A 15,146-nucleotide genomic window follows, 5' to 3' on the forward strand; every position below is an offset into this window, starting at 1 on the left:
TCGGCAGACGATCGATCATAAAAATAACCTTACAAATACAATAAATGGAGACCTCGCTATGGCGGATGGATTACACCGCGTTCATTACAACCCCTCAACAGCACAACTTGTCGAATTTGCCCTGCTACGCGGCGAAGGTGAATTGACAGCCAATGGCGCGTTAGTTGCGAAAACTGGCGCTCGCAGCGGTCGCTCACCCGGTGATCGTTTTATCGTCAAAGAGCCCAGTTCAGAGGCCGATATTGAATGGGGCCCTGTCAACCAAGCTTTCGAACCCGGTGCTTTTGAAGGTTTATGGGCACGGGTTGAGGCATACCTTGCCGATAAAGAACTGTTTGTATCTGATCTCGAAGTCGGTGCCGATACAGAACATTACCAACCCGTACGCGTTACTACGCAATACGCTTGGCATCAACTGTTTGCCCGCAATCTATTCATCATTCCTGAAGAATTTAATCGTAAAGACAAACCAGTATGGCAGATCATCAATGCCCCAGACTTTGTTTGCGATCCCGCGCGTGATGGCACTAACTCAGATGCAGCCGTGATTTTAAACTTCGCCGAACGTAAAGTGCTGCTTGCAGGCCTGAAATACGCTGGCGAAATGAAAAAATCTATGTTCTCAGTACAGAACTTCCTACTGCCAGCCCAAGGCGTGCTCCCGATGCACTGCTCAGCCAACGTAGGTAAAGATGGCGACACTACGCTATTTTTCGGTTTATCTGGCACAGGTAAAACCACATTATCTGCCGATCCAAAACGCTTCCTGATCGGTGACGATGAACACGGCTGGGCACCGGGCGGCGTATTTAATATCGAAGGCGGTTGCTACGCCAAATGTATCGATTTAAGCCAGAAGAATGAGCCCGTGATTTGGGATGCGATTCGTTTCGGCACTGTGCTTGAAAACGTGGTCATGGACGAACACCGCGTCCCTAACTACAAAGACAGCAGCCTGACGGAGAACACCCGCGCAGCCTATCCGCTGGAGCACATCGCCCAACGTAAAGAAGACAACTGCGGCGCAGAGCCACATGCCGTTGTGTTCTTAACCTGCGACGTATCTGGCGTATTGCCACCAGTTTCTATCCTGACTAAAGAACAAGCGGCATACCACTTCTTATCTGGCTATACCGCCAAAGTGGGTTCGACTGAAATCGGCTCAACCTCAGCGATTCAATCGACCTTCTCAACGTGCTTCGGCGCACCTTTCTTCCCACGCCCTGCTGGCGTGTACGCTGAACTGTTAATGAAACGCATTGAGTCATTCGGTAGCCAAGTCTACTTAGTCAACACTGGCTGGACTGGCGGTCCACATGGTCTGGGTAAACGTTTTGACATCCCCACCACTCGCGCCATAGTCGATGCAATTGTCAGCGGTGAATTGAAAGATGTTGAAACCATCCACTTAGACACCTTGAACCTCGCCGTTCCTGTTGCAGTGACAGGCGTAGACAGCAATTTACTCAACCCAATCAACACTTGGGGCGATAAAGCGCTATATGCCGAATATGCCCAGAAGCTGGCCGAAGCTTTCACTAAAAACTTCGCTAAGTATCAAGTGTCAGACGCAATCCGACACGCAGGCCCAAAAGCATAAACGCCTAAGCATTTAATTTAAAGCCTGTAAAAAAATGGCACTGACTCAATATTGATCGGTGCCATTTTTATAGGGCTGACGCAAACCATGGCATTTATGTGATTAATTCGATTAAATAAGTTCCCTAAGTGCATATGCTAGCGGTATAAAGAAAACGGATTTACACTGCGGCCAGATTCCAAGATGGAGGAATATATACAATGGACGTTAAGACCTATCTACAAGCATTGAGTGCTCTCTACGCCAGCCTAAATCAAACATTAGAACTGCATGATGGCTTATCAAACTCGGCCTTAGATGAAGCCGAAAAACAATTAGGTTTTACACTTATCTCCCCGTTAAGGGAGCTTTGGGGATATGCCAATGGCGGCAATGAGTGGAGCACAGTATTTGCCCGGAAAGATTACTTTTGTCGGTATGATTTTTTGTCATTAGCCTCATCGCTTAAATTTCGTGATCGAATGAAAAAACAGGCTCAGTACTACGCTGATTACCAAGAGCCAGAAGTGCGGGATCCCAAAATCCAATCGGGATGGTATCAAGAAGGATGGCTGCCCTTTGCCCAATTTGGGGGCGGTACATTACTCTTGATTGCAGATCATTCGCCCTCGGCATTAGGCCAAATTGGACAAGTGATAGCATACACCCATGACCCCGATATGATGGACTTTATCTGCCCAGATCTAAGCCAATTTTTTGCACAATCCTTGGCGCAAATCGCGCTATATCCAGATGAGTTAATTGAGGATTAAGGATAACGAAAATGAACGACCCATTACTCAACAAACCTAGTGAACTGATTATTGAAGGTGAGCTTCAGTGCAACGATAAGTTACGCATAAAAATGCTCGAAGACGTTTCTTTGATGACACAAGAGACAAAGCATAAAATCCTAAATGCTATGCTCAAAATGCATAAGTACTTTGAAGATTATTGCGGTGACTTAGAGATTTCTTTAAATACCATCAATGAAATAGCCGCAAATACCCAGCCTTTGTACATTATATTGGATGACACTAGCACAATGGAGACTCGGGCAATTCGTTATCATTACACCTGCAACTGGGAAACCGATCATGGCGTAGAAGTGTTGATACTCAATGGTAATCAAGTGATTTTTGTGGGCAACTGCGGTTATACCTATGGTGTGTTACTCTCCTCAATTGATAGCGATTTATGCCTACAAAATGAAGAGCTTAATTTTCTTATTGCATAAAATCAAAACTATGCCTGCTGTTGGAAGTTTTAAAACAACCTTTCTCCAATGGACTTGATTAGGGCGTGTTGACGTTTCGAGATTAAATTTTGTTCGCTCTGGCAAGCTCGTGATCGCGAAATGAGGAGTGACCTTAACGGTGGCAACGATAAGTGAGATACAAGATGAAAAACTACCCTAAAAAAGACAGAGACCAAGCATTCAGTGTATTGCAGAGACTGGCAGAAAATGACGAGCAGTTAACCGAGCCTCAAGCAGTCAAACTCGCTATTCTAGCTCAGGGTTTAAAAGAGAGTGATGATCTCACCGCTAATGACTTAATTCATCGCATCAGCTATATAGAAAATGAATTAACCCAATTCGCCATAATCCAGCGGGTGGCCTTTAACAACTTCGCCGAGTTTATAAACAGCCTGACGTTAGCAGGGCGCTTTGGTTGTTTCACGAGATTGGTGCGGGGTGGGGATTACTCGGGGACTGACAGCCTACATATTTGGCCGCTGCTGGCGGCACTCGCCATTCATGATTTACCCACTATCGCCGCCTATAAAAAGCAATTTGTGCCACCCTTTTTAACGGGTCATAAGGTGACAGTCTTGGCCTGCAATGCGGTATATGCCATTTTAGGTGCCACACCCATTACAGATAATTTACGACATAAACTCACAAGCCTAAAAGATTCGAAATACAGTATGGCGATGCTGCATAGCCTCGCAGCCATCATCAATCAGGACATGGGCTCGTTTATCGACAATATCGCCATTATGGTCAAGTCTAATCGCTCGCAGCAGGAATATTCGCCACTGGAAAAATGTTACTGTGTTAATGCCCATGGTTTAGTCAATTTATGGCGGTTCCATACAACCAATGCGCCATTACCTCCCCTTGATTTCCCCCTACCATGGCAGAATGAATTACACGCGTTTTTTACCACGGGTCACGAGTCCATTAATATATCTTTCAATCCCTTAGCTGAGCAAAAGTTAAATGATCTGCCAATTGACCCAAATACGCTGACGCTAATCCATTCATTAACAGACACACAAAGTTAACTGCGATTAATCCAAACAAAATTAACCATTTAAAATTATGCAATTCTCTAAATAACTAAACTTCAGTTACCTAAAAGCTGGACTCCCGCTCACAAGCGTTGCGGGAATGACAACATAATGGCGAGCCACCCACTCTTAATAGTGCGGTAGTTAACCTCTATCTATGCTTGAGTTAAGCATTAAACAAGGAGGTTTGTATGCCTCGTTCTCGCAGAACTCAGATTAGTCTCGAACTCTCTTTAAAATCACTCCCTATTACCATTGTTGTAACCGCGTTGTCCGGCGAGCCTTTCATTATTGAAAAAAGTGGATGGTGATGATGCTAATTCGGGTAAAAACTATGACCATCACCATGGTTGGGTTGAGTCATTATTATTTGAACTTGAAGCCGTTTTTGCCATTGATGTGACAGCCTTTGCATTCTTGTAAATAAACGGGAGGGTCGAATCATCTGCATGTGGTTCTGTGGATTGATATCGACAGTGCAAACCGCTGGAGTGACAGAAAGGTACTTGAGCAATGGCATAAGCTGTTTAAAGATGATGAATTAACGCAAAAATTCGTCAAAGGTGAGTTAGTTGAACCTCACTAAGTGCTCAAGCTAAAGCATGCCATTGCAATTTATCGCAGCCGATTATGTGATATTTCATGCCTAAGTTTTCAAAAGAGCGCGCTGTTTGAATGAACCAATAGCAAGGCAAGCGAATCAACAAGATGGCTGGCTCAAGCTCATCGCTGAGTTTAGCCGATTATTTCATTGTCCAGTGAGTACGCTGCAAGAACTAACCGATTATTGCGAACATCTTAAAAAGCGACGATGACATTTTGCGACAAGCTGTCAGCACTTCCACATTAACTGACTGCAATCTGGTGTAATTAACCCAATTACAACCTATTCGTATAGTGGATGGGTTAGCATGTATGAAATACGTCCTTTTTGAATAAATTAACTCGATTTTTTGCCTAAGATATAATCCTACGACTTTTGATGGCTCTCGTTCAAGCAATTTTAGCCAGTACAGGTTGTAGGCAAACCAAAAGTGCATCATGTTGTTGATTTAGAATAGATGGCTACATCTTATTCTAGATCTTATTGTAATTCCCCTTAAAGTAAGTTGATTAACGCGCATTACACCCGTTGTAAATAAAGATGTTGCCCACCTTGACGATAATATCAGCCCCTAATGCATCTACTCCCTAAGGAATATTTCATTCCAAGAACTGTGACATCACCTGCAATTCCTGAGTGTTTTAGTCGGGTTTACTTGCTCCGACATAAAGCTGCAAATAATATGAATGTAACTAATTGCCCGCTATGGAGTGTTTCTATGTCAGCTACCCATCAGTCAAATGCTGTTCTTGCAACGGCCGATTTATCATCCGAACGGTTAGATCATCAAGAACCATCCGCTTCTTCACCTTGGCTAACGAAAAAAGTCGGTGAACTAGTGGCAGAAGACTTTCGCCGCGCACATGTATTTAGTCAATTTGGTATCGATTTTTGTTGTGGCGGCGGTAAATCACTTGCGGTCGCCTGTGAACGTGCAAATGTAGAGCCCGCAAAAGTGGTTGCTGCGCTGAATGCCGCAACACTTACCGGTTGCAAAGAAGATCAATTAAATCAATTACCCTTAGATCAACTTATCGAATATATAGAATCAACTCACCATCAATACGTGCGCGAAAAAGCCCCTTTACTCATAGAGTATTCAGAAAAGATGGTACGGGCTCATGGCGAACATTATGCGGAAATAATCCCCTTTGCAGGCTGGGTTCGTGCCCTAATTGAAGATTTAATGCCGCATTTAATGAAAGAAGAAAAAATACTCTTTCCTGCCATTCGCGCTCTCAGTCAGGGTGAACATGTTGAGGGTTGCTTTGGTCATATTGGTAATCCTATCAATGCTATGCAGCATGAGCACGAAGAAGCAGGGGCAATTTTGCAGAAATTACACGAATTAACCAATGACTTCACTCCACCAGAACATGCCTGCACAACATGGCGAGTATGCTATGCCACACTCGCTGAATTTGAAGCCGATTTACACCAACATATCCATTTAGAAAACAATATATTATTTCCTAAGAGCTTGGACTTAGCCCAATAACTAACGACGCGATCCTCTTAAGTCATTAGTCCGATCCTGTCCCAAAGGCTAGACCCAGATCTGGCCTTTGAGTCATAGGCATGTTACAACAAACTTAAGTGCCGCTGATGGACAAGCAGCCATGACATTTCAATCATTTGCGCTCGACGATATTGCCAACTTACAAGAATCGGCTCAGGTGGAATTTAAACTCGCGGGTGGCCGTGACGGCCAAGGCCAACTGCCCGAGGATATTTGGGCAACTTATAGTTCTTTTGCCAACACCTTAGGTGGTGAGATCATCCTCGGCGTACGAGAAGAACGCGGTCAGTTCACCATTGAAGGTATTCCTAATCCTCTGCCAGTATTACAAGAGTTTTGGGAAATCCTCGATGATCCACAGCGCACAAGCCACAATATTCTTGAGATTTCAGATGTTCAGCTCATTGAAATTATGAATAAAAAACTTATCCGGATCCGAGTACCTCTCGCCTCTGAACACTTAAAGCCCATCTATATTGGCGGCAACGCTTACACAGGTACGTATTTTCGAATAGGAGATGCCGACATGCACGCCAGCCGCCGGCAGGTAAACCAATTATTAAGACGTGCCCATCTGTGCAATAAACAGATCAAGGCACGTTAATCCAACGCTAAAACCCAGCGAGTAAATATCCACCCATAGCAGCTATTGCCGCGCCAGAAAAGCGCATCAATTTACGCTGACCAGTAACACGTTGCATACCGAGTCCTATCATCACACCGCCTAAATGGATTACCGCGGTGCCACATAAAAAACCAAGGGCATAGAGTACTGGGCTGGCTAATTCTGGCATTTCTGCACCATGGGCATGCCCATGGAATATGGCAAAGACCCCAACAAAAGCCATGGCAAATAACAGAGGCAGCTGACGGTCAAAAGCAATAGCCAGGCCGAGTAATAATACCGATAGAGCAATACCGATTTCCACGAAAGGCACTGGAATCGCGTATAACCCTAAAATACCACCGACTAACATAAAGGTGACAAAAGCTAAGGGGACCGTCCAAATCGCACGCCCCCCCAGTTGAGTACTGAGCATCCCCACACTTAACATCGCCAGCAGATGATCAAACCCCAACACTGGATGATTAAATCCAGACATAAAACCACCACCAGAATGAATTTCATGGGCGGATGCTGGAGCAATAAACAATAGAGTAAATAGGGTTAATAAGCATAAACGTGCCATATCAGCATCCTTGGTGAATAAGTTTTTGTTTTAATAAGGTTAAATGATAACCAAAACTCTACTGTAAAAAAGGAATATAAACTTTGATCCTAATCACCCTTAGATGGGCAAAAATCGAGGCTTAGTTGCCCAGATTAAAGCCACACTATGGCACGAGTATTTCAACTAATGAATCTAAAGAAGCCACCTCTAGGTGTGGCAAAAGCGCGGCAATTGGCAAGGATGCAACTTGTCCAAAACTAGGGTTAAGCCAAACTGACTGACACCCCGCTAAGCGTGCACCACGCACATCGGCATTCATACTATCGCCCACATGCAAAAGGTGTTGCGGTCCAATATCTAAGCGAGTACAGGCAAGGTAAAACATATCCTTCGCAGGCTTCATATGCACACCTTGGCCTGGGCGCAAAACAAACTCAAAAGCATCTCCAAGCCCAATACGTTCAGGATCCACATTGCCATTGGTGATCCCAACCAACTTAAAATGTCCTGATAACTGTTTGAGCAGAGAGAGCACAGCGTCAGAAACCTTAAAATGACTACGGTGGAAATAAAAGCAATCTAAACCTTCTTTCGCGCCACGTTCGGCTTCGCTTTCACAATAGCCCAGTTGTAATAACCCTTGGCGAAGGGTGGCAACTCTTGCTGCAGACGTATCATGTGCTAACTCAGGAATTTGCTGCAGAAGTTGTAATTTCAACCTTCGCCAGTCGAAGGCTTGCCATGCCTTGGTGAGTGGAAAAGCCCGATGCAAAAACTGAGTTAACTCGGCTTCGGCATTTAAAATATAAGGTTGATTGTCGTACAGAGTATCATCGAGATCGAAACTGATCGCTTGAATATTTTGAGGTCTAAGATAACAACGCATTATTTATCCTGCTGTTTTTTCGCTCTAGGATGGGCGCTATCATACACCTTCGCAAGATGTTGGAAATCTAGACTGGTATAAATTTGTGTCGTTGAGAGGTTTGCATGGCCTAATAATTCCTGCACAGCACGCAGATCGGCACTCGACTCCAACATATGAGTCGCAAAAGAATGACGTAATTTATGGGGATGGACTCGCACTGATAACGCTTGTTCCTGCCCCCACTTTGCCATCCGCGACTGGATACTCCGATGAGATAATCGTCTACCTTTTCCCGTTACAAACAATGCACAATCTTCGCAAGGAATTTGCTGACGACATACAAGCCATGCCTCTAATGCCTTAATGGCATAACTGCCTACTGGCACAATACGCTCTTTATTGCCTTTACCTAATACTCTAACTTCACGCAGATCGTACTGTACACTTGATAAATTGAGTGCTGCTAACTCGGCAAGACGTAATCCGCTGGAATAAAACAATTCCATCATGGCTTTATCTCGCAGCGTTAAGGGATCTGTACCTTCAATTTCAAGTAAATGAGTAAGGGAATCGACATCCATATTTTTAGGCAGTGGCTTGGCTTGTTTAGGTGCACTGAGTCCTTTGGCTGGATTAACCGCAATCATCCCTTCTCGTAATAAAAACTCACCCCACTGTTTGATCGCAGATAAACACAAGGAAAGCGAGCGAGGGCTCAAGCCTTTGCGGTGTAATTTTGCGAGCACTTGTTGCCAATGCTCTCGACCCACATTAAGTAAGGTAACGTCTTTAGGTAATAGCGTACTAACACGATTTAGTTCATAGAGATAGTTATGCACAGTGTGAGCCGACAACTGCCGCTCTGAATGTAAATAACGCTCATAGTCCTGCAGGCATGTCACTTCGAGGTCCGACATATCGCCCATTCGCGTACTCCTATCGGTTCCTTATCCGTCTCTATCAGATAGACGTTATTCCTAAACATAAGTTTAAGTAACAGTCTAAAAATCATAATTTAGCTAACATATACGCCAATAAACGACGTAACTGCTCAAGCAGCATATTATCCATATCAGGGTGAAAATGAGTCGCATCTTGGCTAGCGATAGCAAAAATAACGGGAATATCTTCGGCTAGCTTCACTAAAGCAACAGAGCCCACTTCGGCGCCAAAAAGTCGCTTGGCTTCTTGCTGGGTTAAACGGCCAAAATAATGTCCCTTGCGTAGACGTTGTTCCCAAATCGCTTTCATCTCGATATCCACATCGAGAACATTGATTAAACGTACATGGCTAAAATTAAACTGCTGCTTTAAATTATCAGCGAGCACTTCCTTAAGAGAGATTAAATCCGCACAATTCAATAATTTGAAAGATAGCTCAGTATTGAAAAGGTAAATTTTTTCATTACGCGCTGCCATGGTCAGCAAGCTCGTAATTTCTTCCTCAAGCAAGGTGACTCGTTGACGCAGTATTTCTTGGCGTCGCTCTACTAATGAAATCGCACCACGTTCTGTATGGGGCAAACGCATTGCCAACAATAGCTCAGGATAACGATTGAAAAAATCAGGATTATCCAGCAGATACTCGCGAATAATCAACTCATCAAAGGGCACATTCATCTGTGGCATCAAGGGCTCTGTCATAGCTGAATTTGTCCATCATAAACATGTTGTGCTGGCCCCGTCATCCACAGGGGTTTACCCTCGCCTTCCCAGTTGATGGTTAACGTGCCTCCCGGTAAATCCACACGGACTTGCTGATCAAGTTTACCTTGTATTTGACCCACAACCACTGCAGCGCAGGCACCTGTGCCACAAGCTAAGGTTTCAGCAGCTCCGCGCTCATAAACACGCAGTTTAATATGGCCAGAGTTTATCACCTGCATAAATCCGACATTCACCCCACGCGGAAAGCGTTCATGTTTTGTCAGCAAAGCACCAATCTCGGCAACGGCGGCACTGGCCACATCTTCCACATCAAGCACGCAATGGGGATTGCCCATAGAAGCGGCGCCACATAAAAAAGTTTGCTGCGCAGTTTGCAGTAAATATGTTTTTTCAGGCTTTTTAGCTTTAAAGGGAATAAGGCTTGGTTCAAGTATCGGAACACCCATATTCACCGTCACAGTTCCATCGCGCTCCAAACGCAATGTCATTTTGCCAGATGAAGTACTAACACGAATTTTGTTCTTATTTGTTAGTCCTTTATTGCGCACAAAACGGGCAAAACAGCGAGCACCATTACCACACTGCTCAACCTCACTGCCATCGGCATTGAAGATGCGATAGTGAAAATCTAAATCCGGATCATAGGGCGGCTCGACCAAGAGTAGTTGGTCAAAACCTATACCAAAGTTACGGTCGGCTAAACGGCGGATCTGCTCAGGCGAAAAGAACACGTTCTGCGTGACACCATCGACCACCATAAAATCGTTGCCCAGTCCGTGCATCTTAGTGAATTGGATCAAGATACTTATCCTTTAAGCCGAGGCGCTGTTTATTCAATGATAAACCAAGCGCCTGAATCAATATAATTTTTCTAGTTTACGGCAGGAGTTGCTCACCTTGCCAGAGTTGAGATATTTTTTCTCGCTCACGCACTAAGAAAGCGTGCTCGCCATCGACCATCACTTCAGCCGCACGGGGACGAGTATTGTAATTGGATGCCATAGCAAAACCATAGGCACCACTTGAACGCACCGCAAGTAGATCGCCAGCAGCTAAAGCCAGCTTGCGTTCTTTACCTAGAAAATCGCCTGTTTCACACACAGGGCCTACAATATCAAATTCATAGGCCTCAGAGTCTCTTGGCACTACTGGGATAATATTTTGCCATGCACTGTAAAGTGCGGGGCGAATTAGGTCATTCATCGCGCCATCGACAATCGCAAAACGCTTGTCGCTGTTTTCTTTCAGATAAAGCACCTGAGTGACAAAAATCCCCGCATTAGCTGCAATCGCACGGCCAGGCTCGAAAATCAGTTTAAGTTTACGGTTGCCTAAACGCTTGAGTAACGCAGCCGCATATACATCGGGATGTGGTGGCGTTTCATCATCATAGGTCACTCCTAAACCACCGCCTACATCGAAATGTTCGATAACAATTCCTTGCTCAGCCAGACGATCTATGAGCGCCAGCATACGATCCATTGCATCAAGAAATGGTTGGATCTCAGTGAGTTGTGACCCGATATGACAATCGACACCTTTCACTTTTAGATGTGGTAACGCATGGGCACGGGCGAAAACAATTTCAGCCTCATCCATAGCAATGCCAAATTTGTTTTCCTTAAGGCCGGTCGAAATATAGGGATGGGTTCCTGCATCCACATCGGGATTAATCCGCAATGAAACGGGTGCTACTTTACCTAAACGACCCGCAACCAGATTTAACTGCTCAAGCTCGGCGCTTGATTCAACGTTAAAACAGTAAATACCCAGATTAAGCGCTTGCTCCATCTCGGCAACGGTTTTTCCCACACCAGAAAACACCACTTTAGCGGGGGAGCCTCCTGCTTCGATAACCCTTGCCAACTCACCGCCAGACACAATATCAAAACCACTGCCTAAACGTGCCAGCACATTCAGTACGGCCAAGTTAGCGTTGGCTTTGACCGCATAACAAATGAGGTGTGGATGATCCATAACGGCATTATTAAAAGCATGCCAATGGCGCTCAAGTGTCGCACGGGAATATATATATAGTGGTGTGCCATAGGTTTTGGCTAAATCAGCAACCTGACAGCCTTCGGCGTGCAGGGCATTATTATGGTAGAGAAAGTGATCCAATATCCGATTCCTTACTGTGCTTAGCTGCGAGAATAATGTTAGTTAGGCTAATTAGCGTATCTGTTCAGTTTTAACTCGCGTTTCTGTTGTGGCTTCAGCCTGCTCTTCAGGCGTTAGCATTGGCTTGGGTGCCACGACTTTTTTAGGCGGGCTCACTTGGGGCGCTGGCGTTTTATATAAAGGGCCTTTCTGACCGCATGCCGTAATGAATAGGCTACCAAGCAATAACAATAAAAACAGTCTCATTTTTCTCAACATCTGTGCATCTGGTGGCTAATAGCCTTATAATCGCACCCATCTTGACGAAAGCAAAGGATAGAAATGCATGGCTATGACAGATACAGAATTTCACCAGCTCGCCGATGACATGTTCCAAGCCATAGAGAGCGCGATTGAAACGGCAATTGATGAGCAAGATGCCGATGTCGATATCGATGCCAGCGGCAACGTATTGCAATTGGAATTTGTAGATGGCTCTAAGATTGTGATCAACAAGCAAGAACCTTTGCATGAGATTTGGGTTGCAACGCGGTTTGGCGGTTATCACTTTGGCTTTGTAGAGGGTAAATGGCTAGATGGCCGTAATGGCGGTGAATTTATGCCATTCGTTCAAGACTCTATACTGCGCCAAGGCGGTATAAAACTTAGCTTCTAAGACACGACAACATAACCATAGGAGCTTAGGCTCCCATGGTGCAAATTAGTACGATTAAAACTCAGCATCTTGGTCGGTAACATCAATTCCAAATGGGGCGACAGTCAGGTCACCTGCAACTCTAACCAAATGAAAAAACTGCGGAATATTAAATCTCGCCCGCGCCGCATAATGCTCATCAAACACATAGTGATGACTCACTTTATTGACAAGCTCACTCATATTAGAGCCATGTTGAACATAATGACTGAGTTGGTTTTCTTCATCGAGAATAAATACATCCAAATTATCACCCCTTTGACGTAAGAAATACTGAATCGCCCCCTTAGCCGCAAAGTTTTGAATAATATTGGGCATACTAGAAAACGGATCATCTCCCAATGCTGGGCGTGGCAATCGAACGAGATGACTACGAGAAAGTTGCTGATAAAAAGATTTAGCATCACTCAAATCTTCATAGGCCATACCCAATGGGTTAAAAAAAATACCATAGCGAATATGGCTTATTTGCAGGGGTTGTACGAGTATGCTGGATTGCTGTGCCTGCTGGCATAGTCGCGCTGTTTGCTTGAGTAAATTCTTCACCGCGAGCTTAAGTTGTGGCCGTAATTTTTGGGAGCAACTGATCACATCCATATCAACAGGTAAACTTGCTCGCCTTAACCCTGGCGTGACAAACGCCAATGCCTGCAGTACTGCGGTATCACCTTCAAAACGATGACATTGCCATTCCCCCCAACTGTTAAGACAAATCGCATCTAAGGCGCCGAGCATATTCTCTTTTTTACGCCCGAGAGAGAACACGTTGGCATTCATAAAATCAACCATCATTTCTTGCCCACGCCAGTTAATGGTGGGATCGCAGTCTAAATTGAGCACAAAAATGAGTTTACGGAAATGCCACGGCTGACATAAGTCCCGTTTAGACACCCGCCAGTCATGATCGATAAAATGCAGTAAACGCTTTGCCGCATCGGTAAGCCGCTTAGACTTAAGCTTACTCTGCCCAAATTCATACCATTTTGTATCAGGCGTTGACACCCCATTTAAACAGGCCCAAATCATTAATGCTGATGGTGTTTTACCTTTGCAAATTGCAGATTCACCCAGTAGATTCTTCGGCTGAGGACCTTGCCGATAAAGATAATATTGGCTTTCGCGAGAACTGGAGACCATAGTCACTTCAGATTCGGCAACCGAGCTACTCCATAATAAATTCAGCTTCGCGATTTGATCTTCATCTTGGGTAAAATAGGTGTGCAACTTACGGGTCAACATCCCTAACTCTTCTATCCGTAAGCCTTCATTCAACTCATGGGTAGATGCAAATCGCAGTAACGTTTGATAGCTCGCCAATAGTAATTCATTGAGTTGTTCATTAAACCAATTGAGCTGGCCACTGTGCCAATGCTCACAATCGTCGAGTGTATTGATTAAACTCTCTGGCCATTGCCAATCCTGAACCAGTTGCTGCATTTTAGGGTAGCGCCAATCTTTTCCTTGCTTGGCACGACTCAAATACACACCACATTTTAAGTAAAAACAGCGACGAACAATCTCAAGTCGTCGTGTGTCATTTTGCTTCAATAAATAGATTTCAATCGCTTCATATATAGCGTAATACGCATCGTTTGATGCTGAAAAATCTCCCTCAAGCGTTTTCTGCCATAAACGATCACACAGCAAATGTGAATGAGGATATTCGCTAGCGTAAGCTTCTAACAGAAGAACCTTTATCAAAGCTTTATGCGGCTTATTTAAGCCTTTGTAGAGTTGCCATAAGGAGGCACCAAAATACTCACTCGCGGGTAACTCATGGACATCACCAAGGTATAATAAGTCAGGATTTAACTTAGCATTTGGCCACCAAGCAATGGTTTTACCCGCCAAGCGAATTTGACTTCGATAAAACTCTTCTAGTAATAACCAATGTTGGGTACTACCACTGTGCTCGTGCGCCATAGATGCTTGACATGCTGAACGCCCTTTTTGGCCGCCACTGAATTGCTGCGGATGCACTAAGTAAAAATTAACTTCAAAATGATAATCTGCAAACCATGCCGTTAATCTATTCGCTTTGGTACGAATTAATGCCAAATCTTCATCGCACAACTGCGGATGATGAACTAACCAAACATCAACATCACTCTTAGCATTTTGGCCAAAGCTTGCAGTGCTGCCCATGGCATAAACACCTTCAAAAGCATAGGTATCCATCTCTTGAGGTATAAAGGGAAGCTTAAATACATCACATGCCAGTGACGCATTTTTCCCCTCTTTATAATCACTAATACCACTAGGAGTATTGGGATGGTGATAGCCGGGATACTGAACGCTGTTCTGGTGGATCAAGAAAGGGATCAAATGGAATAAGTGTTTTTGCAGAGGAGATAGCAAAGCTAAAGCACGCGCAATACGCACTTCATTAAGTCTTTCTGCAATATCAGGAAATAGGTCTTGCTGATCCATCCTAAAACAAAACACCTAACACTTATGGGAAGTGTGCTTATGTTAACACTTTTGACAACATGAGCAACCAAATGAGATCTGCATCACATTTTTATGCTATTTAGAACGCTGCCGACTTCAAAGAATCGATACGGCTTCCTTACATTAACGTATTGCCAATGTTAGCATTGGCGCAACTAAGATCTTTGACTGGAAA

At 44.4% G+C, this 15,146-nt stretch carries 15 protein-coding genes and 1 pseudogene; 8 read left to right on the plus strand and 8 right to left on the minus strand.

Annotation, left to right across the window (positions count from 1 at the left end; genetic code table 11):
• Positions 1-40: 40 nt before the first annotated feature.
• The 7 genes and pseudogenes from SPUTW3181_RS19235 (at position 41) to SPUTW3181_RS19265 (ending at position 6,601) form a co-directional block, all read left to right on the plus strand.
• Positions 41-1,600: a phosphoenolpyruvate carboxykinase gene (locus tag SPUTW3181_RS19235; RefSeq protein WP_227498167.1), complete on the plus strand. Its 1,560-nt coding sequence runs from the start codon at positions 41-43 to the stop codon at positions 1,598-1,600.
• A 200-nt stretch (positions 1,601-1,800) separates the two neighbouring features.
• Entirely contained in the window at positions 1,801-2,352 is a 552-nt protein-coding gene (locus SPUTW3181_RS19240; protein ID WP_011790949.1) for an SMI1/KNR4 family protein, read from the plus strand.
• Between the two features lie 11 nt (positions 2,353-2,363).
• Positions 2,364-2,816 carry a DUF6985 domain-containing protein gene (locus SPUTW3181_RS19245; RefSeq protein ID WP_011790950.1) on the plus strand — a complete coding sequence of 151 codons (453 nt, stop codon included), beginning with the start codon at positions 2,364-2,366 and terminating at the stop codon, positions 2,814-2,816.
• Between the two features lie 164 nt (positions 2,817-2,980).
• Positions 2,981-3,868, plus strand: a complete 888-nt coding sequence (locus SPUTW3181_RS19250) for a hypothetical protein (protein WP_011790951.1) — start codon at positions 2,981-2,983, stop codon at positions 3,866-3,868.
• 197 nt (positions 3,869-4,065) lie between these two features.
• Positions 4,066-4,689: pseudogene (locus SPUTW3181_RS22190) on the plus strand (hypothetical protein).
• Between the two features lie 507 nt (positions 4,690-5,196).
• The gene (ric, locus tag SPUTW3181_RS19260; RefSeq protein ID WP_011790952.1) at positions 5,197-5,976 is read left to right on the plus strand and encodes an iron-sulfur cluster repair di-iron protein; all 780 of its coding nucleotides are present in this window, start codon (positions 5,197-5,199) and stop codon (positions 5,974-5,976) included.
• A gap of 121 nt (positions 5,977-6,097) precedes the next feature.
• Entirely contained in the window at positions 6,098-6,601 is a 504-nt protein-coding gene (locus SPUTW3181_RS19265; RefSeq protein WP_011790953.1) for a helix-turn-helix domain-containing protein, read from the plus strand.
• Between the two features lie 7 nt (positions 6,602-6,608).
• On the opposite strand, the gene SPUTW3181_RS19270 is transcribed toward SPUTW3181_RS19265, so the two are convergent.
• From SPUTW3181_RS19270 to lptM, 7 genes are all read right to left on the minus strand, one after another.
• A complete protein-coding gene (locus SPUTW3181_RS19270; protein WP_011790954.1) occupies positions 6,609-7,187 on the minus strand; it encodes a HupE/UreJ family protein in 579 nt (192 codons plus the stop codon).
• Positions 7,188-7,332: 145 nt separating this feature from the next.
• A complete protein-coding gene (locus SPUTW3181_RS19275; protein ID WP_011790955.1) occupies positions 7,333-8,055 on the minus strand; it encodes an HAD-IA family hydrolase in 723 nt (240 codons plus the stop codon).
• Positions 8,055-8,963, minus strand: a complete 909-nt coding sequence (gene xerC / locus SPUTW3181_RS19280; RefSeq protein ID WP_011790956.1) for a tyrosine recombinase XerC — start codon at positions 8,961-8,963, stop codon at positions 8,055-8,057. Before xerC ends, SPUTW3181_RS19275 begins: the two co-directional genes overlap by 1 nt.
• Positions 8,964-9,045: 82 nt before the next feature.
• Entirely contained in the window at positions 9,046-9,681 is a 636-nt protein-coding gene (locus tag SPUTW3181_RS19285; RefSeq protein WP_011790957.1) for a DUF484 family protein, read from the minus strand.
• Positions 9,678-10,505 carry a diaminopimelate epimerase gene (gene dapF / locus SPUTW3181_RS19290; protein WP_011790958.1) on the minus strand — a complete coding sequence of 276 codons (828 nt, stop codon included), beginning with the start codon at positions 10,503-10,505 and terminating at the stop codon, positions 9,678-9,680. Before dapF ends, SPUTW3181_RS19285 begins: the two co-directional genes overlap by 4 nt.
• Before the next feature lie 76 nt (positions 10,506-10,581).
• Positions 10,582-11,826, minus strand: a complete 1,245-nt coding sequence (gene lysA / locus SPUTW3181_RS19295) for a diaminopimelate decarboxylase (protein ID WP_011790959.1) — start codon at positions 11,824-11,826, stop codon at positions 10,582-10,584.
• Between the two features lie 51 nt (positions 11,827-11,877).
• A complete protein-coding gene (lptM, locus tag SPUTW3181_RS19300) occupies positions 11,878-12,084 on the minus strand; it encodes an LPS translocon maturation chaperone LptM (protein WP_011790960.1) in 207 nt (68 codons plus the stop codon).
• A gap of 67 nt (positions 12,085-12,151) precedes the next feature.
• Between lptM and cyaY the strand changes: the two genes are divergently transcribed.
• Positions 12,152-12,481, plus strand: a complete 330-nt coding sequence (gene cyaY / locus SPUTW3181_RS19305) for an iron donor protein CyaY (RefSeq protein ID WP_011790961.1) — start codon at positions 12,152-12,154, stop codon at positions 12,479-12,481.
• 54 nt (positions 12,482-12,535) lie between these two features.
• On the opposite strand, the gene SPUTW3181_RS19310 is transcribed toward cyaY, so the two are convergent.
• Positions 12,536-14,950, minus strand: a complete 2,415-nt coding sequence (locus tag SPUTW3181_RS19310; RefSeq protein WP_011790962.1) for a class I adenylate cyclase — start codon at positions 14,948-14,950, stop codon at positions 12,536-12,538.
• Between the last annotated feature and the right edge of the window lie 196 nt (positions 14,951-15,146).

The sequence above is a fragment of the Shewanella sp. W3-18-1 genome (genome assembly GCF_000015185.1).
GTDB lineage: Bacteria > Pseudomonadota > Gammaproteobacteria > Enterobacterales > Shewanellaceae > Shewanella > Shewanella putrefaciens.